The sequence below is a fragment of the Pseudacidovorax sp. genome, from assembly GCF_017991995.1.
Taxonomy (GTDB): domain Bacteria; phylum Pseudomonadota; class Gammaproteobacteria; order Burkholderiales; family Burkholderiaceae_C; genus Xenophilus.
In genome coordinates, this window is record NZ_JAGOPN010000020.1 from 81,741 (window position 1) to 103,181 (window position 21,441).

Consider the following 21,441-nt stretch of genomic DNA (forward strand, 5'->3'; position numbering starts at 1 on the left):
GAAACGCTGCACCGCAGCGCAGCGCCTCAGCTCACCGCGCCGCTGTCGTCGGTGCCACGTTGCACCAGGCCGTGCCTGTGCTGGTCGCTCAGGTCCTTGCCGTTCATCGTGAGCGTGCCGCCGGTATAGGCGGTCTGGCAGTTGGTGGCCGACCAGCTGACGCCCGTCATGCTCCAGCTGCCGCCCACCATCGTGGCCGAGCCAGGACCCGATATGCCCCCGACCGTCAGCTGCTGCGGCTGCTGGATGCCAGTGACCTGATCAAGGGGCGTCTCGTTCCTGATCTTCTGCGATGCGCGCACCGTGAAGGTCTTCGTTTCCACTGTCGCCGAGTTCGCAGCCTTCAGCAGGAAGTCGTCGCACTCGACCTCCACCAGTCGCCCAGCGCGCAGGGTCACGTGGTGCCCCTCCTTGTGCCACACGCTCACCTCGTAAGCGCCCAGGCGAGGGCGTTCGGCCATGCGGTCCATGCGCAGCACGATAGTGTGCCCCTCCCAGTGAAGCACCAGCCCCTGACCTTCGACCGGGTTGGCGGCGAATCCGTAGTCCTGGAACCGCTCGACCGCGTCCTTGCCGTCGTTCTCCGTAGCCTCGGCCCGCACCTTCTGCACCAACCCCTCGAACAGGCCGCGCAGCCGGGCCCGTCTCAGCATGGTGAACATCAGTAGCCCCCCCGCGCCTTGTCCCGCGGGCCGCGCGGGTGATTCGTCCGATTCCCGGCGTTGCCCCAGTGCCTGCGCTTCGGCTTCGACTGCAGCGGCACCGTGTCGTATGCCTCGACCGGCCGCACGACCAACTCGGTGACGTCGCCCTCTTGGCGGGAGCAGGACTGCCGCACCGACGCGATCAGCCATTCCGTGCCGTCCATGCCGGCCACGTCGTCGAAGATCGCCACGCGCTCATTCACCGGCCAGGCTTCGCCATTCCACGTCCAGCCCTCGACCACGTACTTGATGCCGTAGGCGTGGCCGCGCCTCACGCGCACCGTGTGCCGCACCAGAGCCTCCAGCTCGGCCTGCGTGGTGTTGCCGTCCGCGTTGATCACCAGGGGCATATGCCGCCTAATCTCCGGGTCCTTCGCCGCCGCCTTCAACCCGCGGGCGTATTCGAAGTCGTCCACGCTGTTGGCCTGCCCATAGACGATGTACTCACTGGCGCGCATCTCGTCGCTGCCGACGCCCTCCATGCTGATCACGTTGGTGCCGCGCACGATGGACCCCGCGAAGCGCTTCACGCCCGCCTTGGTGAGCAGCAGGCGGCCTTCGTTGTCTCGGGTCACCAGAAGCCCGCGCAGACGAGCAGCCCGCGACAGTGCCGCGAGAACCGTCTCGCCGTGGTACAGCTTGAAGTCTCCGATGGCCGCGCCCACATCGGCGTCGACCTTCACCTGGATGCCGTAGGCGCTCACCAGGTCGCGAGCGATTCGGTCCAGCTTCGCGCCCCGCCACTGGCCGCCCTTATGGACGGCTGACGCGCGCACCAGGTCGCCCGTGCGGTCGCGGCCGACGATGCGCATGCCGCAGTCCTGCCGCGTGTAGAAGGGCTCCGCGCCCAACACGTACCCCGTAATGACCTTCGTCGCGCCAATGAACACCTCCACCTCGTCCTGCCGTTGAATCTCCGGCGGAGAGCCCGGCACCAGCGTGACGGGGATCGAGAACGTGCCGCAAATGGCCTCGATGTCCCGCGTCACCTCGGACTGCAGCCAGCCCTCGAAGGTCTTCCCACGGACCTTTACCGTGATCTGCGCGGCATCGCGCTCGTAGCGATCACCTTGCCGCATCACACCCTCCGCACCCGCAGCGCCCGGCCGGGCGGCACCAACAGGGGGTGTTCGATGTGGTCATTCAGCTGCAGGATTTCGTCGGCGTAGTCGGCGGTCCCATACAGCAGGTGGCTGATGTACCAGACCGGCATCCACGCGCCAGGCGTGTACGTCGTCAGTCGCACCAGGTCTTGCGTGCGGGCCTGAAGGTCGCGTAGGCCAGCGGTGTGCAGCGCCATCATGGCGTCATGCCAGGAGCTGCCAGGCAGCGCCCGCGGGGCACTGGCATCCGAGGAAGCAAGCAGCAGGCGGGTGCATTGCGCGTGCAGCGCAGCCCTGGCCGCCATGCCCTCGTCATAGTTGGTCATCTCCACCCGGGCCAGCGCGCGGACGTAGCCCGCAGTCGCCAGTGTTTCGACGAGCTGGTCGCCCGCGGCCGTCAGCTGCGCCAGGCGGACCCGCGCCGCTGCATCCACGCCCAGCACAGCCGCATTGCCCGTGCCGAACATTGCCAGGCCGCCGCCGTCGGTCGGCATCACCACCGTTTCGAAGTCCGTTCGCACCACGACCGAGGACACATCGAACAACCCCGCGTAGGCGCCTTGGAACGCCAATGCCTGCGGCTGGGTGAGCACAGCGGGCAACGTGAAGAGGGCCGCCAGCTGTCCGGCAAGCGCCGCCGGCTCAGCCACGAGCTGCGCGAACCCGGCCTGCAGCTCTTGCCATGCACCGATCATGCTGCTTGCCCACTCGTCCGCCTGGCCGAGCAGCCCAACGGCCGGCCCGATGGCATCCCACACGGCGCCCATGGCGGCCTGCAGCGATGCCGTGGCCCGCTCCACCACCCACGCGGGCGGGTCGGCAAGCGACCATTCGGCGGCGAAGGCATCCTGCCCGGCCTCTGCCGCCGCATCAGCAGCGTCCGCCGCAGCGGCTTCGGTGTTTTCCACCCCGGCCGGGTAGCGCCGGCTCTCGGCCCGGATGAACACCAGGTCGAAGCGGGCCACGCCGCCCTCGAAGGTCGGGTTCTCGCGCAGCGAGTAGCGGCCGGCCACATAGACGCGGATCGAGCCGGCGGTGGGATGCACCAGCACGCCCTCGCCGGTCAGCACCTGGCGCAGGGCCTCGCGCTGCTCGATGTAGTCGTCGCCCACCACATAGGCGCTCAGACGGATCTCCTCCGCCCCCTCACCCATGCGGAAGACGGTCGGCAGGTCCTGGAATGGATATTCGCGCACCACGACCGTGTCGCCCGCATCGTGGCGAATGTCATCGACCTGGAAGGGCACGCCCCGAAAGCTGGCCGGCAGCAGTTGGTCGAGCCAGCTCATCGCCCGAACCCCGTGAAGCTGCCCGGGTCGGTGCCACCCGGATTGATCTTGATGAGCGACGGCTGTTGCGGGACGGACGGCCGCACGTCGACGCGCTCATCCCGCACGACCAGGTCGAGCCGCAACACCCCTTCACCCACCTTCAACTCGGTGGTCTTGCCGGCCTGCAGCGTGGTGCCGAGCGCCGCACCAGGTGCGGACAGCGTCAGCAGGTCCAGGCTGGGCACCTGCAGGCCGCTGGGGAAGGCGCGCGCCATCTCGGCCTGCGTCACAGGCGTGGCCGCCGCGCGCTGCGCAGGGTCCTTCTTGGACCACAGCCAATCGAAGAGCGAGCCCGTCAGCGCCGATCCACCAAAGCCGCCCAGTGCTCCGCCGATCAGGCCGCCGAGCACAGTGCCCACGCCGGGCACGATGCTCCCCAGCGCGGCGCCGCCCACGGCGCCAGCGAGTCCGCCCCCTGTCGTTACACCGACCCGGGTCAGCTCGCGTGCCTTGTCGGCCTCGGGATCGGCCAGGACTCCCAGTGCCTCAATGCCTCCCCCAATGGCGGCGACAGTCCCACCATACTTGAGCGCGTTTCTTGCAACCTGGCCCAGTGCCGCCGATCGCGCGGCACTGGCTCCGGCGCCTGCCCCGGCGCCTGCAGCCGCACCCTCTCCGGCGGCACCAGGCGCGCCCTTGATGGCCTTTGCCAACAGCGCCGTCTGCAGAATCGACATAGCCTGCAATGCCCCGAGGGCGACGGTCGCCCCCCACGCAGAACTCGCAAGGCTTGGAAACTTCTCCGCCAGTGCGTTCGTACCGTCGATGACATTTCCCAAAGGGCCACTCAGCTTCTCCAGCGCGTCGGAGCCAGCGATATCGCGTGAGTTCTGCAGCGCGATGGCTTTGGCTCCAATGCCCTCGGCCATGAACTGATAGCCGATATCTACCGCGCCACCGCGCTCAGATTGCACGGCAGCAAGCACACGGCGTCCATAGTCACCGGTGCGCCGCAAGCCCTCGTAGCCACCAAACTCCTGCAGGTCGTTGATGATCTTGGAAACCTGCGAACCCTCGTAGATGCGCTTGATGTCCTCATACTGCTGGGTGCGCTGTTCCGGCGTTGCAGCCTTGTCGGCCTGCTCCATGAGCTTTCGGGCTTTGCCTTCCGGGTCGCCCTTCGCCATGACCTTCTCCAGCAACGCCATGTAGGTGGCGACCGGGGTCTGGCGCTTCAGCACGCCCTGCGCCATCTCGGCATCCAGATCGAATCCCTGCTTTGCAAACTCCTTGCGCGTGCTGTCGGCGCCCATCTTCTGGACAAAGTTGCGCAGATTGTTCGCGGCCTCGTCGTTAGTGCCGGCCGTTGAACGCACCTGCTGCAGCATCGTCACGAGCTGCTCGACGGCCTCCATGCCGTGATAGCCCTTCATGTAGGGCATCAGGGGGCCGACCCACTTGGCGGAGTCCTTGATTTCAAAGCCACCTTCCTGTCCTGCGCGCGTCAACTTCGCGAGGGCCAGCTCGATCTCGTCCGGCGTCAGCCCAAGGCTTACCTTCCACTTCTCCGCGGCCTGCACTAGATCGTCGGCGCTTGCCCGGCCGGCGACAGCCGTCCGCATGATCTTGGGCAACAGCGCCTTCGACTCGTCGTAGCTGAATGACCCCGTGCCCACGAGCTTCTCAAACGCCTCAAGGGCGGACTCGCGGCGGGCCCCCTTCACGTTGCGCACGGTGCCGTTCACGAGGTCGTTGATGTCCGTCATGCCGCCTCGCAGCTCTCCGATGGTTCCGCCAGCGAAGGCAGTCGATGCCACCGCGCGAAGTCGGGTGTCATAGTCCATCGGCGCCTTCAAGGCAGACGCGACGATATAGCCGCCAGCCGCCGCACCAGCGGCGACCGTGCCAACGCGCTGGGCAGCATTCCATGCATTGCCTAGCCGTTCCATCCGCGTCTGCGCTGCTTGCGTGGAGTCGGCGAGCTGGCGCATGTAGCGGGCCTGGCGCTCGGTGCTGGTGTTGCTGCCTAGGCGGGTGAGCGCGCGGTCGAGCGCCTCGGTGTCGCGCACTGTCTCCCGCTCGGTAGTGCCGAGCCGGTCGGTCGCGGTGCGCAACTGGTCAGCCGCCACCCGGGCCTGAGTGAAGCGGTTCGACACGCCGGTGACGGCCGCCTGCAGCAGGTCCGTCTCTTTCGTCGCGCTGGCGTTGAGCTTCGTCCAGTCGGTGAGCTTGTTGTTGGTGCCGGCGATAGCACCTTGCATCACCTTCTGCGCGGCCTCCAGCGCCTGCGCCTCGGCGCGCGAGCGCTGGCCGATGTTGCTCGCCAGGTCGATCAGGTAGCGCAGGCGCAGCTCACGCATGGTTCACTCCTTGCGCTCGGCCTCAGCGACCAGCGCCCGAAGGCGCGCCAGCGGCAGGTCCTCCAGCAAAGTCGGCGAGCATCGCAGGGCCAGGCTGAGGCGGTTGAGCAGCCGCTCCCACATCACCAGCCTGGCCCACGGGTCGCGGGGCGCTGCCGCCCCCGGTGGCGGCGGGCTCGCCCCGCATCACGGCATCGAAGGTGGCCTGGGTGATGTTCCCATAGCGCAGCTCTGCGGCCAGGCCGATCAGGAACGTGCGCTGTTCGATGAGGCCGAAGTCGTGCGTGCTCAGGCGTCCGATCACGTCCAGGTCGATGGCCTCGGCGCCCAGGCGCATGCCGTCGCACTCGAATGCCTCGATGTGCTGGGCGGTGAGCGCCAGGCGAAAGTCCGCCTCGCTCACCAGCAGCTTCGGCGCGGCGCCCACCATCACCACACGTTCGGCCTGGCGCGTGGCCTTGCGCTCGTGGGCCACGCCCGTCTCGCGCAGGTGCACCACGCGGTAACGGATCGTCTTGCCGCCGGACTGCGCCGGCAGTCCATCGGCCAGTGTGAGCCGGAACAGGTCCTCGATCACCGCCGAGGGTGCGGAGTTGGCAGGGGTATCCATGGCGCCAGTCTGCCCAGGCGCCCCCAGGGAGACACGGTGAAACGCTGCACCCCAAAAGCACAAGGGGCCAGACCTCGCGGTCCAGCCCCTTGCTGGGTGCCCAGGCGCCTATCGCGGCGACCCGGCCTTCGCGCCCCCAGGCGGCGCCCCTGCCGACACAGCGGCAGGGCTTGGAATGCCTACAGCCACTGGATCGGCGAGAGCACGTTGAACGTCACGTCGACGGTTCCCCCTCCGATCTGCCCCAGGCTGCCGAAACTGCAGCGGGGCATGAAGGCGCGCCGGCCACTCACGCGGTCGCGGAACGTGATCGGGGCATCCGTGATGGTGGCGTATTCCATCGGGTGTTCGTTCGGGCCGAACTGAAGCTTGAACTGCACCGTGGTCGGCACCCGACGACGGCTGACGAAGTCGTCGGCATTGCCGCCGCTGGGCACCGGCGTGTTCTCGAACCGGGCCGCGCCCGTGATCATGGCCGAGGCGTCTTCGAACGCAATCGGCGCGCCCGCGATGGCGATCTCGTCGGGGTGGAAAAGCTGCTTGTCTGCTGCCATGTGCGTGTCCTCTCGGTGTCGTCAATCTGGGCGGGTCAGACCGTGCCGCCGACCACGTCGCTGGTGATCTCGGTCTGGTAGTGCTGCACCACGAGCACGGGCTCGTCGATGATCTTGAGCTTCTGATTCGCCCCGTCGATCTCCACCACCAGCGTGGAGCGGTAATAGTCCGGGTTCTGGCACAGGCCCGCGTCCATGAACACCTTGTAGATGCCCAGCATGATCTCTTCGGCCAGCAGCTCCGTCATGATCTTCTGGCCGGGGAGCGGGTCCTCAACGTACTGGGCCAGCTTGTAGCCCGTGTACTTCGTGGCGAACTCGGTGATGTTGAACCAGCGTTTGTAGCTGGCGGTCTTGAGCCAGCAGACCTCGCTCATGCTGCGGTCCGGCGCACCGCCCGCCGTGCGCTTGTAGTTGGTCACCATGCGCAGCAGCGTGCCGGTGGAGTCCTGGCCGATCTGCAGGGACGAGCCGCCCGCCACCAGCAGGTTGTTGACCTGGTCGACGGTCCAGTGGTCCTGCGGCTTGGGGCCAAGGTAGCCCGACAGCGCGGCGCCGGTATGCGGCACGGCGGGGTCCGTGGCCGCCATGCTCTCGATCACGGCACCGGCCATCGCCGCCGTCTCGGCCGGGTTCGTCATGTCCTTCGTCACCGTGATGGTGTGCACGTGCGGGCTGTTGCGCGTCGCCAGGAACGTGGTCAACGCCGACTCGGTACCGCGCAGGCAGTTGATCACCATGCCGTCGCGCATGTTGTTCGCTTCCCAGCGTGCGGCCAACTCGGTCTCCAGGATGTTCAGGTTCGTGCTGTCCGTGAACGGGCACACGATCTCGGTCGGCCGGTAGACCTGCATCGCTGCGACCACGGGCGAGACATCGGGCGCACCGGCACCTCCTGCCATCGCCGGGATGGTCAGCGTCAAGCCGGCCGGCAGGACGTCGTCGATGTAGTGCAGCGTGCGCACGTCGATGTCGTTGCCGTTGGGGCCGACCGTCTTCGCCGTCAGCTTGATTTCGCCGGGCGTGGCCGTGGTGGCGGCCAGTACCTGCAGGGCGGGCTGGGCGTTGATGATCGCGATGAGCTTGCCGGCGACGGTGGTCGCGGTGTCCGTGCTGGTCACGCCCGTGCTCACCCGCTTGCCGTGGATGTAGAGCATCACCTCACCGGCCGTGCCGACCGTGCCCGCCGTCGTCGCCACCACGATGGTGGAGCTTGCCGCGGTCGCGCCGGAGCCGGTCGCGATGGCGAGGCAGTTGATGGGCAGGCCGAGGTCGGCATTCGCCTTCGCACCGCGCCACATCGCCAGCAGTTGCGAGCCCTCGCCGAAGCGCTCGATGGCGTCGGCCTCGGTGCTCACGGTCACCATGGTTCCCACCGCCACCGAGCCCGCCGCCAGCTTGTGGCCGACCAGCAGCAGGCTGCGCGGCATCCCGCGCAGACCGCGAATCGCGCGGGCAAAGGACAGTTTGTTTGCCACGAAGGGCACCAAGAAAGAAAGGCTCAGCAGGTTCTTGATCGCCATGGGTCAGGCTCCTATCGACTGGGGTTCAAAGGCGGTTCGGCGGAGGGTCAAACCAGGGTCAGGTCGCCGTCGTCCAGGCGCCGAAGCGTGGTGACGGTCACCAGCTGCGGCGTGGCCTCGCCGGGCGTGAAGGGCGCGCCCGTCTCGGTGTTCATCAGCACCACGTCTTCGGCGACGGTGACCTGCACCGTTTCACCCAGGCGGGGGCGGGGTCGCTCGACGACGATGCCGGGCACGGTGCCCGCGTCGGCCTGGTTTTCGACGGCGGTGTCAGCGCCGGCCTGGTTCTTCTTCGGGGTGGTGGCCATCAGGGTTCCTCAGCAGGTGGAAGGGGGGCAAAGGTGATGCCGTCCGTCACGGTGGGCACCACACCGCCAGGCGGCGGAGGCGGCGGCACCTGGCCGGGCAGCGGGTTCTCGTTGATCTCGATGTAGCGCAGGTCCGCCAGCGAGGGAGGCTCGCCGTTGTTGACCGCGTCCTGGCTCCAGCGCAGCATCCAGAGGGATTGCGAGAGGGCATCCATCTTTCGGCCGTAGAGGTTCTCCACGGTGGGCGGCGTGTCCTTGTCGAGCGGCGCGACCAGGTACGGCCGCGCACCCACGTTCGGCGCCCATGTCCGCAGGCTCTGGGACGCGCGCTCGGCCAGCACCATGGCGCCGCGCATGCGCGCGGTCCGTTCCACGTGCTTGAAGACGACGAAGGCGGCCATGTGCACCTGCACCACGTCTGGGCCGCGCAGCCGCTTGCTGTCGGTCTGCGGCGTCCAGCCCAGGCAGGCCACGAAGATGGCTGGGCAGGTGTAAGTCTTGTGCGGCACCTCTTCGGCCGTGAACTCGCCGCCATAGGGCAGCACCTGGCGCACCTCGGCAGGCGTGAAAGCGGCACGCAGCCGCTCGATGGCGAGGTCGAGGACGATGCCGGTCATTGCATCGCCTCGATTTCCGCAAGGAGGATGTCGCCGATCCGCTTCTCCTGCGCGGCGGCGACGCCGAGCACTGGCCGGGCGACGATCTTCGTCTTGTGGCCGCGCCCCGTCTGTCCGCCAGCGTGGTGGATCAATGCATAGACCATGTTGGAGCCAACGGCCACGCCGCCCGGCACCAGCTGGAAGACATAGCTGTCATACAGGTGGTGTTTGTCGATCAGGGTCTTGCCCTTGCGCGCGATGGCCGCCTTGCTTTGCGGCATGGCGCTCCCGTCATACAGGCGCTGGCCGTCGAGGTTGTCCTGCACCTCGCCCACCATGTATTCGCCGATGTTCTCCCGGGCGCGCACGTAGCCCTTGGCGTCGGCAATCGCCAGGCGCGCCAGGTGCAGGCGGATCGCCCAGGGGTCTTCGTTCAGAACGGCCGGCAGTTCGCTCATGTGGCGAGCGTCCTGGGCCAAGCGAAGCACCGCGGCCATGCGTCAGACTCCATCGGGCGCCTGGGGCGCCTTCTCGGGACGGCCCTTGCCGCGGGGCTTGGCCTGCTTGCGCTCGTGCGCACGCAGTGCGGCCTCGTGCTGGTTCACGGCGACCAGGCGTGCCCAGTCCTCCGCCACCGTCTTGATTTCGGTCTCGTCGAGGAAGGCGAGCGCGTCGGGCTGGCTGACGAGCTTGCGGGCGTCGTCGCCCAGGGCCTTGGCGTACTGAGCAATGAGGCCGTCGGCCTGCAAGCGCAGCGCGACGATGCCGGAGAGCACCAGCCGCAGGCTGGGCTTGATCCAGTCGGCCGCGTCGGCGCTCGCCAGGCCGACAACCTCGACGCCGAGCGGGTGCAGGCCGCCCAGAGCAAGCTCGGCCTTCTTGAGCAGCGCGGCGCCCTCGGCGCGCATGTCGGCCACAACCAGGGGCGTGCCCTCGTGGTCTTCGGCGTCCCGCTCACGACGGCGCAACTTCTTGGCGAGGCCGTCACGCTCGGCGGCGAGCGTGTCGCGCTCGGTGGCGGCGTCCACGGCCTTGGCCTCCAGCTCGCGGATGCGTTGGCGCAACTCACGGACGGACAAGCTGGTCAGATCGACGTCTTCACCGCCAGGTGAGTCCAGCAGGTCAGCGATGACCTCCGCATCGGCGGAGGCCAGGGCCAGAACCTTGGACTTCGGCAGCATCAACATTTCTGCGCGACGGTCCTCCGGCAGCGCTGTGGCGAACTTCGCCATGCGCATCAGCTCGGATGCGCGCTGGCTGCTCAGCCCTAAGCCCTCAATGCCTGCTTCGAACTGTCCTCGCTCCACCTCACCTTTGACACTCAGCAGCAGATAGCCGGCCTCGACGGCATAGCGGGTCGCGTTGTTAAACGCGTAGACGGCTCGACTGATCCGGTCCTCCAAGGTGCCGTTCAAAACGATGCCGAGCGAACCCGCTGCGGACTCGTCCGCAGGGGTGAAGTCCAAAAGCCCGGACGTGCGGGGATTCGGCGAATGCGCGGACGTCCGCGCTTCAATCGGCGCCAGCTCGGTGGCTTGCTTCTTCGCCATTGCCGCTTCCCTCAAGCAGCCAACGCAGCAGCACGCTGCGCAGCGATCTGTTCACGAGTGCGACGCAGCTTGGACTGCGGCTTGGGCGGCCAGATGGCTACGACGGGCTTGCCCAGAATCTGGGCGATGCGCTGTGCCACGCGAGCCGACTGCGCACGTCCAGCAACCACGTGCGAGACGACAGAGCGGGACATGCCCAAGTCATCGGCCAATGCGGCCAAGGTGTAGCCCTTCATCCGAAGAGCTGCCTTGATTTCCTCAGGGTGCATGGCTGCTATCCTTTCAATGCAACTTGTTGAATCAGCGCAGAAGCGACCTGCGTTGCATTGAATTATGGTGTTCAAACGGACACCTTGCAATAGGCATATGGCGTCCACATGAGCACAAGCGACAGATTGAGGGAAGAGCGTGAGCGTCTTGGCCTCAGCCAAGAGAAGTTCGGCGCGTTGGGCGGTGTGCTCAAGCGCGCTCAGATCAACTACGAAAAGGGCGAGCGCGCTCCTGACAGCGCCTACTTGGCGGCCATCGCGGAAGCCGGTGCCGACGTCCTCTACGTGCTGACAGGCCAGCGCAACGCGGCCATGCCTGCCACCGACTCAGCGGAGCAGGTGCTGCTGGATAGCTATCGCCGATGTGGGCCGGCGGCTCGTCAAACCCTGATCCAGACCGCCGCACTGTTGTCTGCGGGCATGCACGTCCGCGATCAGTCCCCCGAGAAGCGCGAAGGGTCAGTCGTCTCGTCTGTGCACGGCCACGCCGCGGGCCGCGATGTAAACGTCAACCAAAAAGAGGGGTCCAATGAACAAGCAAGAGGTAGGAAGCCAACACGGCCACGCAGCAGGGCGTGACGTGAATGTCAGTCCAGGTGCCACCACGAGCGTCAGTGCCATAAATGGCGGAACGAACATCATCGGGAACCAAGGCCCGCTGAGCGTTCACATCACCACGAAGCCGGCACGTCCGCGTGTTGTGGTTCAGCCCGACGAGGCGGTGCACGTGTCGCCGTCACAGGTACTGGCATTGCGCGCCCTCCGCGATGACTGGATAGCTCTTCACCTTAAATTGAAGAAGCTGCCCCTGACACATGGCGCGGCTCAAGCGGCGATCAACAGGGCAGCGGGCGCCACCACGCAGGTGCTCATCAGAAAGGATCGCTACGACGACGCGGTGGCCTATGTGAAGCGTCAGATGGCCATACTGGCCGCAATGAAGAGCGCTCCAAAGAAGGATGCTGCTTGGCGCTCAAAAAGGATCGGGGCGATCAAAGCGCGCTGCAAAAATCAGTTCGACGGTGTGGACATCTATAAGCCCTATATCAAAAAGAGCTTCAACGCCGATTCGCTGCTGGAACTCGATGACGAGCAGCTCGAGAAGACTTACGGCTTTGTGATTCGAAAGAAGCCATGAAGCGATTCGCCCTTCTGTGGTTCGCCTTCGGTGGATTGGCCGCTGTGACCACCGCACACGCTCAGTGGGGGCCAACGTATGCCTCAGGGCCTTGCAGGGGAATGCCTCAGGACGAATGCACGCTCATGCTTCGGAGCCGAGAGGAGCGAGCAGCTGAGAAGCGTGCGCAGGAGCAGGCACGGCACCGCTCAGCGATTGAGGAGGCCGCTCGTGATGCTGACAAGCGGGCGGCGCAAGAGAAGCGCCAAAGCGATCTCAAGGCGGCTCGCGCGCAGAGCGAACTGGAATACAAAGAACGGCAACGCCTTGAAGATGAAGCCGAAGGCAAGAGGCAGGCCACCGCGGAAAGAAGAGCGGCTGAGGCGACCGCCGACCGCCGCGCCCGATGCGGCAGCGACTATCAGTCACCAAAAATTGGAATGAGCGTCGACCGCGTGAAAGAGTGCGTGACGCCGGTGAAGATGACCTCACAGATCAACCGTGCCGACGGCATCGTAAGCACCTATCAAGGCGGAGGCGCGTACTTCCACGTCATGGAAGGCCGAGTGATTGCGTGGGGTCGTTGATGCAAGGCTGAGCAGCATCTCGCGGCAGCGTGCTGGCTTCCCATCGAGCTCGAAATTCAGCTACAGAATCCCCCGCCGCCAGCGCGTCACTGATGCAGCGGCGCCAGGCGGCGAGCTGCTCGGCACTGCAGGATGAATGCACGAGGACGCTGAGTCGAGCGGCGGGGTGAATGATGGCGAGGGCTTTGGTGTTCATGCTGCCAGTTCACCACCCCGCCAAACGCGGACCGAGGTGCAACGCTTCACCCTGACCTAGCCGGCCGCACTCCAGAGACTAAGGACTCCATTCGTGAGTCCTTTTTTTCTATCTGGAGGTGTTCATGCAACGCAACGTCACCCGGCTTCTGCCGTGGCTCGTGGTGTCCATCATCCTGGCACTGGCGGCCCTGTTCGCGCAGAGCCAGGCACCGGGAAACATCGTCGCGGTGTCGCTCTACAAGGCCCACCTGCTGTCCCTCGGCGGCTGGATCGGCTACTGGCTGGACCGTGGCCTCTTCCCCTACGACCGCCCGCATGAGTACCTGCTGCCCGAGGCCGAGGAGCCGGACACGATTCCGCCCGACGCGCAGGTGCTTGAAGGGGTGGGCGAGCTGGTGGACGGCCGCAACTACGGCGCGGCCATGATCCGGCGCGCCATCATCGTGGCCGCAGCCCTGATCTGCGTCGGCCTGGGCGCCTGACATGCGGGCCTGGTGGAACTCGCCCGAGCGGCTCGGGCCGCGGGGTCGCCGCGCTGCCCGCTTGGCAGCAATGGGCTACGACCCGCAGCTGCATGTGTTGCTGATCCTCATGGGCCGCGTCGTGCTGTGCATCGTGCTGCTGATGCTGTGCGCACTGTTCGGCGTCTCCTGCACGGCCGCCGCACAGACCATCCCACGCGATGCCGAGCGCTACCAGCTCACACTCAAGCGCGAGGCGCAGCGCACCTGGGGCCTGGATGCGCCGGTGGCAACCTTCGCCGCGCAGGTGCACCAGGAGAGCCGGTGGCGCGCCGATGCACGCAGCCCAGTGGGCGCGCAGGGTCTTGCGCAGTTCATGCCCAGCACGGCCAGTTGGATCGGCGGCGTGTACGCGAGCCACCTCCCAATCGTGACTAAGGCAGAGCGAGAGCGCACGCCGCCACCCTTGGCCCACTACCTCACCAATCTGGCGCGTCTCTGCGCAAAGGCAGCCTGATGGCCCGACAGAAGCGTCTACGCGAGAAGGAGTTCCTCGACGAGCTGCGCGCCTATGCCGACGAGCAGCGCCGCCTCGTCGAAGCCGAGTGCGATGGGTTCTCGCCCGACCATGCTGCCCGCGACCAGCGCGCGAGCCGTGCGCGACACGATTACAAGTTCTTCACGAAGACCTACTTTCCGCACTACGTGAAGAGTGAGGAGTCGGTCTTTCACGCCTGGTTCTTCGACAACGTGCCGAAGCTGATCGACCAGCCCTCCGGCCAGTTCATCGAGATTTCCGCGCCCCGCGGTGAGGCCAAGTCCACGCTCGGCACGCAGCTGTTCACGCTCTGGTGCATCGTGACGGGCCGAAAGAAGTTCATCCCCATCGTGATGGACAGCTTCGACCAGGCCGCCACGATGCTGGAAGCCGTGAAGGTCGAGCTGGAGAGCAATCCGCGCCTGGCGATGGACTTCCCCGACGCGTGCGGGGCAGGCCGCGTGTGGAATGCCGGGGTGATCGTCACGCGCGGCAACACCAAGGTTCAAGCCTTCGGCTCGGCGAAGAAGATGCGCGGCCTGCGCCACGGCCCGCACCGTCCCGACCTGGTCATGCTCGACGACATCGAGAACGACGAGAACGTGCGTTCGCCCGAGCAGCGCGACAAGATCGAGGCTTGGGTCAAGAAGGTGGTGCTCCCGCTCGGCCCGCCTGATGGCACCATGGACGTGCTCTACCTGAACACGATCCTGCATTACGACTCGGTGGCGAACCGCTTCCACCGCAACCCGCTCTGGAAGCGGGTCAAGTTCAAGGCCGTGATCCGCTGGCCGGATCGCATGGACCTCTGGCAGCAGTGGGAAGAGCTGTTTGTCAACGAAGGCGAGGAGGCATCGGACGCCTTCTACGCCGAGCGCCGCGCCGAAATGGATCTGGGCGCCGTGGTGAGCTGGCCCGGTGTACGCCCGCTGCTCAAGCTGATGAAGATCAGGGCGAGCGACCACCACGCCTTCGATTGCGAGTATCAGAACGACCCGACCAACGACGACGCCTCGTTCTTCCAGGGCATGACGTATTGGGTCCAGCCGTCGCGCGATTGGGTGTTCTACGGCTCCCACGATCCGAGCCTTGGCCGCAACAACCGCAAGCGTGATCCGTCGGCCACGCTGGTGGGCGGCTTCGACCGCAACCACGGCGTCCTGGACATCGTCGAGGCGCGTGTGGCACGCCGCATCCCCGACCTGCAAATCAGCCATGTCATCGAATTCCAGCGCGAGTACATGTGCCTGGCCTGGGCCTTCGAAGCGGTCCAGTTCCAGGAATTCCTGCGCACAGAGCTTGTGAAGCGCTCGGCCCAGGCCGGCGTGCCGGTGCCGGCCATTCCCGTGCATCCGCATGCCGACAAAGACCTGCGCATCGAGTCGCTGAGCCCCCACGTCAACAACGGCCTGATCCGCTTCAAGCAGGAGCACACGGTCCTCAATTCGCAGCTGCGGCACTGGCCCGAGGCCGACCATGACGACGGCCCCGACGCCCTGCACATGCTCTGGGCGCTGTCGGTCTCTCGTGCTGGCGGCATCTCCATCCCCCGAATCGGAAATCGCAAATGATCCCCCTCCGCGGCCTCGTTCAATCGGTGAAGGGCTGGCTCGGCAAGCCCATCGCAGCGCCGGACAGCGACCCCTCGCTGTTCTTCGGCCAGCTCTTCGCGCTACCCAACCCCGACCCCATCCTGCGGGCCATGGGCCGGGCAGAACAGGTCTACAACTCGATCATGGTCGACCCGCACGTGGTGGGCGAGATTCGTTCGATCCGCGGCAGCTTCCGGTCCCACGAATACCGGGTGAAGCCCGGCCAGGAAGGCGACACGAAGAGCGAGGCCGCCGCCCAGCTCTGCGCCGAGTGGATGCGCAGCGCGCCGCCCAATGCCGTGTCCGACTGGCTGGAGGTGATGTGGCAGATGTCGGCATGCATCTTCACCGGCTACCGGCCTCATGAGGTGACCTGGGGCCTGGTCGACGGCAAGCTCCTGCCGACCGAGGTGGTGGACCGGCCAGGTCGGCGCATCGTCTTCGACGCCTATGGTGCACCGCTGCTCATCAGCCGTGAACACCTGATGGGCGCTCCGGTCGAGCCCTATCAGTTCGTGATCTCGCGGCACATGCCGACCAGCACCAACCCCTACGGCGTTGCGCTGTTCAGCTCGTGCTTCTGGCCCTGGACGTTCAAGACCGGGGGATGGCGGTTCTTCATGAAGTTCTGCGAGCGCCACGGTCTGCCCTGGCCCCTGGCCCGCTATCCGCAGGGCAGCAGCAAGGAGGACATCGACCGCCTGGAAGAGGCCGTGGCCGGCATGATGGAGGCCGGCTACGTGGTGGCCCAGGAAGGCAGCAGCCTGGAGCTGCTCACGCCCACCAGCGGCGGCAGCACATTGCCGCAGGAGCGCCTCATCGTGCTCGCCAATCGGGAGATGTCGAAGGCGCTCACGTCGCAGGCCATGATCGGCGAGCAGTTGGAGGTCGGCTCCAAGGCTGCGGCCGACACCGCGAAGGAGCGCCAGGGCGAGGTTCACGACTCCGACCGCGACATCGGGGCGGCCGGCATGGGCCAAATCTTCCGCTGGATCACCCTGTTTAACTTCGGCGACGGCGTGGCGCCGCCAACGCTGGAGTTCTACAAGCACCAGGTCGCGGGGAAGGAACGCGCCGAGGTCTACCGCATCGTGGCCGATCTGGGCGCAAGGCCAAGCCGCACGGCCATGCTGGAGGAACTGAACATCCCGGCCGCCGAGGAAGACGACGACGCCCTGCAGCCTCGCCAGCAGCGCACAGCGCCCGCATCGGCCGCGGGTGATGAGCCGACCGCGGCCGACTTCGCGAACTTGGTCGGCTTCGAATTCGCCAAGGCGGCGGGCATGACCGAAGACGAGGCCCTGCAGCTTGCGTCCGACAGCGCAGATGCGGCCATCGAGGAGGCAATGATCGGCCCCATCTACCGCATGCTGGAGCAGTTCGAGAAGGACGGGAAGTCGCTCGACGACTTCCGCGATGCGCTGGCCGACATGGTGGGCGAGCTGGACGACGAGGCGCTGCGCGAGGTGCTGGAGCGTGCCCTGGCTTACTCGATGCTGCGCGGCGCGGCCACGAAGGCAGCCTGATGGTGTTCACCTGCATCCGGCTGCTCGCCACGTGCGTGGGCTACGTGGCGATCGTCATGTGGCTGCTGGGTGCGCTGAACGTCGCTGACTTCGTGCTGGCGTTTCGGCTCGGGTGAAACGCTTCACCATGCCCCGCCGCCTGCGCTAGGCGACCATCAGGGCGGAAAAAAGACGGGCGACCTGTCGGGTGTTGGAGCACCCTTCAAACCCCGCCCTGCGGCGTACACCGCAAGCCGGCAAGGCCCGCCACTCTCGCGAGAGCGCGCCGAGCCTAACAGAACTTGGAATGACCAAAGAAAGGCTTGCTCTGGTGGCGAACTCCCTGCAACCGGTGATCATTGGACGCGCCACGCTGTACTGTGGCGAGGCGCTTGAGGTGCTGCGCGCGCTTCCCAGCGCCAGTGTGGACGCGGTGGTCACCGACCCCCCATATTCCAGCGGCGGTGCCTACCGGGGCGACCGTGTCGCGGACACGCGCCAGAAGTACCTGCAGAGCGACAGCGGCAACGTCGAGCGCCTGCCCAACTTCGGGGGCGACTGTCGCGACCAGCGCGCGTTCCATTTCTGGTCGGCTCTTTGGTCTTCGGAGGCGCTGCGCGTGGCGAAGCCTGGCGCCCCGGCCTGCTTCTTCAGTGATTGGCGACAGCTGCCGATCTCCACCGACTATCTGCAGGCCGGCGGCTGGGTGTGGCGTGGCATCGTGCCGTGGGCGAAGACCTCGGCGCGCCCGCAGAAGGGGCGATTCAGCGCCCAATGTGAATACGTGGTGTGGGGCAGCTCTGGCGGCATGCCAGTTGAGCGCGACGTGGGCTGTCTCCCGGGTTTCTTCCGCTACGGCGTCCCGCGTGAGCGCGAGCACGTTGCGCAAAAGCCCGAGGAGCTGATGGCCGACATCATCGAGGTGTGCACCCCTGGTGGAAAGTTGCTCGACAAGTTCATGGGTTCCGGCACCACCGGCGTGGCGGCCGTGCGGTCGGGCAGGACCTTTGTCGGCTGCGAGCAGCAGCCCGACCTGTTCGCGGTGGCGTGCCGTCGGATCGCCGAGGCGCAGGGCATCGCTTGGGATGGTGCATCGCTTCACCCTGCCAGCGCTTGAGCGCTTAGCAATGATCAGGCTTTCAATCGGAGCGCCCATGAAGGACCAGCACACCAAGATCACCGGCTATCGGGACCTCACCCCGGAGGAAATCAACTTGATGAACCTCATCAAGGAGAAGGGCGCCGAGCTGCTCGCCCTGCAGGCGACGCTGGCAGGCCGCCTGTCCACCGACCACGAGGTGAAGAAGGCCGCAGCCCGTGCGTCGAAGCTGGCGCCCGAGCACGAGAGCAGCCCCGAAAGTGTCGAGCTGCGCCGCTTCGAAGCGGCCGAACCCATGCGCTGGGCTGCCATCGGCAAGACCGATATCCAGACCGGCATCATGGCCCTGGTGCGAGCCGTAGCCCAGCCCGCCGTCTGACAGGGGCCGGCCATGAGCGAGGAAGAACACGCGCTCCTGTTGATTCGCGGCGCAATCGCCGGCCTGCCGGAAGACGACAGAGCGAAGGTTGATGCGGCGGCAGCAGAGCTGCGCGCGCTCATCGAAGTCCACGGTGAACACGGCTTCATGGCCGTTGCACTCGTGGGCGCAGAAATGGCCGCCAAGCAATGAGCGAGTGCGTGGTCATTGCAGTGGCGAAGCCAGAGGAGTGGCCGCGCGCACCAGGCGGCGGCCGTCGCATACCTGCAGGTCGGGTTTGCACCGTCCTGCAGCCGTCGCGCGAGGTGGCCGAGGCCGAGGCCCTACGACTCGCGACTCAGCATCCGGAGTCTGATTTCGTCGTGATGGAAGCCGTCGCCGTCGCGCGGCATCAGCCGGTTCCTACACACGTTGCTCTTGGCGGCAGGGTGATCGCATCGCGGCCCGGGGCGGTGCTCACCACGCCGCTGTGCCTGCCCGAGCTGCCGCCATTCTGATCCAGTACCGCCCCCGTGCCCACGATCCAACCTTTCGGCGTCCGCTTTCAGGAAGCAATCGACAACCTGCGCGGCAAGCTGCCCGAGGCCACGCTCGCCTGGGATGACCTGGCTGGCGTGGTGCATGGGAAGGTGTTTGCGGTTGCTGGCGCGACAAAGGCCGACCTGTTGCGCGACCTGCAGGCCGCAGTGGTCAAGGCCAAGGAGTCGGGCGGCACCATCACCAGCTTCCGCAAGGACTTCGATGCCGCGGTTGCCGAACATGGCTGGACCTACCGCGGCGCCCGAGGCTGGCGCACCAGCGTGATCTTCAACGCCAACATGCGCTCCGCCGCGATGGCTGGTCGCTGGGCTCAGATTCAGGCGGGCAAGGACCGTCGGCCCTTCCTGCAGTACCGCACTGCGGGGGACGCGCGGGTCCGGCCCCAGCATCGCGCATGGAACGGCTTGGTGTACCCCGTCGATGATGCTTTCTGGCAAACGCACTACCCGCCCAACGGGTGGGGCTGCCGATGCACCGTCCGGGCCTACAGCCAGGGCGACCTGGACTCCAAAGGGCTGCAGGTGTCGGAGCCGATCCCGGCCGAGACGCGCGAGGTCATCACCCGTGACGGCGAGATCAAAGACCGCGTGCCGGTGGGCATCGACCCGGGCTGGGACCACAACGTGGGCACGAGCTGGATCGCCCCCGAGTTGGCCCTCGGGCAGAAGCTGGCCCGGCTCCCTCGGCAGCTGCAGGGCATCCTGGTGGACAAGACCGTTTCGCCGGCCTTTCAGCGGGTGCTTGAAGGCAATTGGAAGCGCTTTCGAACGGCTGTTGCGGCTGGCGAAGCCACGGCGGCGAGCTCGCAGGTGGTGGGCTTTCTCGACAGCGCCACACTGGAAGGGCTGGCATCGGTAGCGCCGTCGCTGGGCCTGCAGTCCACCGCCGTGTCGGTGCTGGATGACCAGGCGCGCCGCTTTGCAGTGCCACCAGCCAGCGGCGGCGGCTGCTGGCCGGCTGACTGGGTGGACGATCTCCCCGGCACGCTGCGCGACTACCGGGCGGTGCTCTGGGACGCGAATGCCGGTCGGCTGGTGGTGATCCCACAGGGCACCATTCCCGGAGCTGAGGGCCGCCTGCCGCAGCTCACCCTACTGCCCAACGTGGCGACGAAGCAGGGGGCGACGGTGTCGGTGGTCCGGGCTGACACCGTGGCCGCCGAGCAGCTTCGAAACGCTGGCGGGCTGGTCCTGCTGGCTGGCAAACTGTGATCCGCCGCCGCCCTCTCGGTCACTTTCTGGTCACCAACCGGGCGCTAGGTGAACAGGCGGCGAACATTTTTCGGGCGATCTGCCCCGCTTTTTGGGCAGTCACTGGATCAAACCAAACGTTTCGGCCCGGAGCCCGCCCAAGCCCCTAACCCCTTGATCCATCCGCACTTTTTCGCGTTTTTCGGCGCCTTTTTTCTGGATCAATTCAAACATCTTCCCCCTCAAGCCCAGCGGCGCGCCGCGCGAGTTCCTCACCGGCTTCCTCTCGGCCGACGGCAAGGCGCTGGGCCGACCGGTGGGCGTGGCGCTGGACAAGTCGGGCGCCCTGCTGGTGGCCGACGACGTGGGCGGCGCGGTGTGGCGCGTGTCGCGGGCCCGTTGACCCCAGCGGGCTCGCCTGTCGCGCCCGGTTAGCTGCCGCCCGCCTCGGGCGGCAGCAGCGCATGCGCCGTCATGTCGGCGCAGATCAGCCGCACCTGCCGCTGCACCTCGCGCGCGATGTCCTCCCGCCGCTCGGCCGTCAGCCGGCCCGATATCGCGGCCACGCTGATCGCCGCCACCGGGTTGTCCGGCGGAAAGGCCACGCCGATGGCCGCCGTGCCGGGCGTCACCACGCTGTCCAGAAACGAGTAGCCCTGCTGCCGCCCCTGCGCCACGACCTCGCGCAGGAAGTCGGCCGAGAAAGAGGCGTACTTCTCGTAGCGGTGGCCATTGGCCTGGATGATCGACTCCGCCTCTGCGGCCGGCATGGCGCACAGCATGGCCAGGCCGCCCGCGCCCACGCCGAGCGGCCGGCGGATGCCGATGTCCAGCGGCAAGGCCTTGATGGGGTAGTCGCCCAGCGCACGGTTGGTGCACACCGCCTCCAGGCCGCTGCGCTCGCTCAGGTAGAGGGTGTCCTGCGTCGTCTCGGCCAGCCGGTGCAGGGCGGCGTCGCACATCTCGCTGAGCCGGTAACGCGGACGTGCCAGCAGACCCAGCTCGTGCAGCAAGGGCCCCAGGTAGTACTTGCGGGTGCGCGCATCGCGATCGACCAGGCCTTCCAGTTCCAGCCGCGCCAGCATGCGGAAGCAGGTGCTCTGCGGCAGCCCGCTGGTGGCCGCCACCTCGCCGATGCGCATGCCGTTGCGACCGCGGGACGCCACAACGCGGAGCATGTTCACCACCCGTTCGATGCTCTGCGTGCCGGTGCGTGTCTGTCCACCTTGTGGCGGTCCGTCTGTGCCTTCGGCGGCTTCCTCGTTCTCTTCACTCATGTGAGCTTTGTAGTTTGCATCCACATTGTGGGCAATCTAGGGTTAACCGCATCAGGGTGAATCGGGTGCACGCTCTGTAATTCATCCATGGGTGCCGAGCAAGGCGC

At 66.7% G+C, this 21,441-nt stretch carries 23 protein-coding genes and 2 pseudogenes; 12 read left to right on the forward strand and 13 right to left on the reverse strand.

Annotation, left to right across the window (positions count from 1 at the left end):
* Positions 1 to 26 precede the first annotated feature (26 nt).
* The 12 genes from KBC94_RS23460 to KBC94_RS23515 all read right to left on the reverse strand — a co-directional run bounded on the left by KBC94_RS23460 (position 27) and on the right by KBC94_RS23515 (position 10,851).
* Positions 27 to 662 (reverse strand): phage baseplate assembly protein, encoded by a 636-nt coding sequence (locus tag KBC94_RS23460; protein ID WP_294375999.1) that lies wholly within the window; start codon positions 660 to 662, stop codon positions 27 to 29.
* Positions 662 to 1,783 (reverse strand): phage baseplate assembly protein, encoded by a 1,122-nt coding sequence (locus tag KBC94_RS23465; RefSeq protein ID WP_294376001.1) that lies wholly within the window; start codon positions 1,781 to 1,783, stop codon positions 662 to 664. The genes KBC94_RS23460 and KBC94_RS23465 overlap by 1 nt, the downstream gene beginning before the upstream one ends.
* Positions 1,783 to 3,096, reverse strand: coding sequence for a DNA circularization N-terminal domain-containing protein (locus KBC94_RS23470; RefSeq protein ID WP_294376004.1), 1,314 nt, complete (start codon positions 3,094 to 3,096; stop codon positions 1,783 to 1,785). Before KBC94_RS23470 ends, KBC94_RS23465 begins: the two co-directional genes overlap by 1 nt.
* Positions 3,093 to 5,438 carry a phage tail tape measure protein gene (locus tag KBC94_RS23475; protein WP_294376005.1) on the reverse strand — a complete coding sequence of 782 codons (2,346 nt, stop codon included), beginning with the start codon at positions 5,436 to 5,438 and terminating at the stop codon, positions 3,093 to 3,095. The genes KBC94_RS23470 and KBC94_RS23475 overlap by 4 nt, the downstream gene beginning before the upstream one ends.
* Positions 5,439 to 5,460: 22 nt before the next feature.
* The gene (locus tag KBC94_RS23480) at positions 5,461 to 6,048 is read right to left on the reverse strand and encodes a hypothetical protein (protein WP_294376007.1); all 588 of its coding nucleotides are present in this window, start codon (positions 6,046 to 6,048) and stop codon (positions 5,461 to 5,463) included.
* Between the two features lie 179 nt (positions 6,049 to 6,227).
* The gene (locus KBC94_RS23485) at positions 6,228 to 6,602 is read right to left on the reverse strand and encodes a hypothetical protein (RefSeq protein ID WP_294376010.1); all 375 of its coding nucleotides are present in this window, start codon (positions 6,600 to 6,602) and stop codon (positions 6,228 to 6,230) included.
* 35 nt (positions 6,603 to 6,637) lie between these two features.
* Entirely contained in the window at positions 6,638 to 8,080 is a 1,443-nt protein-coding gene (locus tag KBC94_RS23490) for a phage tail sheath subtilisin-like domain-containing protein (protein ID WP_294376012.1), read from the reverse strand.
* 92 nt (positions 8,081 to 8,172) lie between these two features.
* On the reverse strand, positions 8,173 to 8,433 hold the full coding sequence (locus tag KBC94_RS23495; protein ID WP_294376014.1) for a hypothetical protein: 261 nt from the start codon (positions 8,431 to 8,433) through the stop codon (positions 8,173 to 8,175).
* Positions 8,433 to 9,050 (reverse strand): hypothetical protein, encoded by a 618-nt coding sequence (locus KBC94_RS23500; protein ID WP_294376016.1) that lies wholly within the window; start codon positions 9,048 to 9,050, stop codon positions 8,433 to 8,435. Before KBC94_RS23500 ends, KBC94_RS23495 begins: the two co-directional genes overlap by 1 nt.
* On the reverse strand, positions 9,047 to 9,490 hold the full coding sequence (locus KBC94_RS23505; RefSeq protein WP_294376021.1) for a phage virion morphogenesis protein: 444 nt from the start codon (positions 9,488 to 9,490) through the stop codon (positions 9,047 to 9,049). Before KBC94_RS23505 ends, KBC94_RS23500 begins: the two co-directional genes overlap by 4 nt.
* A gap of 42 nt (positions 9,491 to 9,532) precedes the next feature.
* Positions 9,533 to 10,582: a hypothetical protein gene (locus KBC94_RS23510; protein ID WP_294376022.1), complete on the reverse strand. Its 1,050-nt coding sequence runs from the start codon at positions 10,580 to 10,582 to the stop codon at positions 9,533 to 9,535.
* Between the two features lie 11 nt (positions 10,583 to 10,593).
* Positions 10,594 to 10,851, reverse strand: coding sequence for a helix-turn-helix domain-containing protein (locus KBC94_RS23515; protein WP_294376024.1), 258 nt, complete (start codon positions 10,849 to 10,851; stop codon positions 10,594 to 10,596).
* 108 nt (positions 10,852 to 10,959) lie between these two features.
* Between KBC94_RS23515 and KBC94_RS23520 the strand changes: the two genes are divergently transcribed.
* The 12 genes and pseudogenes from KBC94_RS23520 to KBC94_RS23575 all read left to right on the forward strand — a co-directional run.
* Positions 10,960 to 11,430 carry a helix-turn-helix transcriptional regulator gene (locus KBC94_RS23520; RefSeq protein WP_294376027.1) on the forward strand — a complete coding sequence of 157 codons (471 nt, stop codon included), beginning with the start codon at positions 10,960 to 10,962 and terminating at the stop codon, positions 11,428 to 11,430.
* Positions 11,381 to 11,989, forward strand: coding sequence for a hypothetical protein (locus tag KBC94_RS23525; protein WP_294376030.1), 609 nt, complete (start codon positions 11,381 to 11,383; stop codon positions 11,987 to 11,989). Before KBC94_RS23520 ends, KBC94_RS23525 begins: the two co-directional genes overlap by 50 nt.
* Positions 11,990 to 12,090: 101 nt before the next feature.
* Positions 12,091 to 12,555 (forward strand): hypothetical protein, encoded by a 465-nt coding sequence (locus tag KBC94_RS23530; protein WP_294376032.1) that lies wholly within the window; start codon positions 12,091 to 12,093, stop codon positions 12,553 to 12,555.
* A gap of 320 nt (positions 12,556 to 12,875) precedes the next feature.
* Positions 12,876 to 13,235, forward strand: a complete 360-nt coding sequence (locus tag KBC94_RS23535; protein ID WP_294376033.1) for a putative holin — start codon at positions 12,876 to 12,878, stop codon at positions 13,233 to 13,235.
* A 142-nt stretch (positions 13,236 to 13,377) separates the two neighbouring features.
* A pseudogene (locus KBC94_RS23540) lies at positions 13,378 to 13,626 on the forward strand (transglycosylase SLT domain-containing protein); the annotation flags it as partial.
* A gap of 104 nt (positions 13,627 to 13,730) precedes the next feature.
* Positions 13,731 to 15,323 (forward strand): phage terminase large subunit, encoded by a 1,593-nt coding sequence (terL, locus tag KBC94_RS23545; RefSeq protein WP_294376035.1) that lies wholly within the window; start codon positions 13,731 to 13,733, stop codon positions 15,321 to 15,323.
* On the forward strand, positions 15,320 to 16,870 hold the full coding sequence (locus tag KBC94_RS23550; RefSeq protein WP_294376037.1) for a DUF935 family protein: 1,551 nt from the start codon (positions 15,320 to 15,322) through the stop codon (positions 16,868 to 16,870). Before terL ends, KBC94_RS23550 begins: the two co-directional genes overlap by 4 nt.
* A gap of 286 nt (positions 16,871 to 17,156) precedes the next feature.
* Positions 17,157 to 17,966: a site-specific DNA-methyltransferase gene (locus tag KBC94_RS23555; protein ID WP_294376039.1), complete on the forward strand. Its 810-nt coding sequence runs from the start codon at positions 17,157 to 17,159 to the stop codon at positions 17,964 to 17,966.
* Between the two features lie 37 nt (positions 17,967 to 18,003).
* Positions 18,004 to 18,327: a hypothetical protein gene (locus KBC94_RS23560; protein WP_294376042.1), complete on the forward strand. Its 324-nt coding sequence runs from the start codon at positions 18,004 to 18,006 to the stop codon at positions 18,325 to 18,327.
* A gap of 12 nt (positions 18,328 to 18,339) precedes the next feature.
* Positions 18,340 to 18,519, forward strand: a complete 180-nt coding sequence (locus KBC94_RS23565) for a hypothetical protein (protein WP_294376044.1) — start codon at positions 18,340 to 18,342, stop codon at positions 18,517 to 18,519.
* A 320-nt stretch (positions 18,520 to 18,839) separates the two neighbouring features.
* Positions 18,840 to 20,078 (forward strand): phage minor head protein, encoded by a 1,239-nt coding sequence (locus KBC94_RS23570; RefSeq protein ID WP_294376046.1) that lies wholly within the window; start codon positions 18,840 to 18,842, stop codon positions 20,076 to 20,078.
* 223 nt (positions 20,079 to 20,301) lie between these two features.
* Positions 20,302 to 20,460 (forward strand): annotated as a pseudogene (locus KBC94_RS23575) (sorbosone dehydrogenase family protein); the annotation flags it as partial.
* Between the two features lie 28 nt (positions 20,461 to 20,488).
* Here the strand turns inward: KBC94_RS23575 and KBC94_RS23580 are convergent.
* A complete protein-coding gene (locus KBC94_RS23580; protein ID WP_294376048.1) occupies positions 20,489 to 21,334 on the reverse strand; it encodes an IclR family transcriptional regulator in 846 nt (281 codons plus the stop codon).
* Positions 21,335 to 21,441 lie beyond the last annotated feature (107 nt).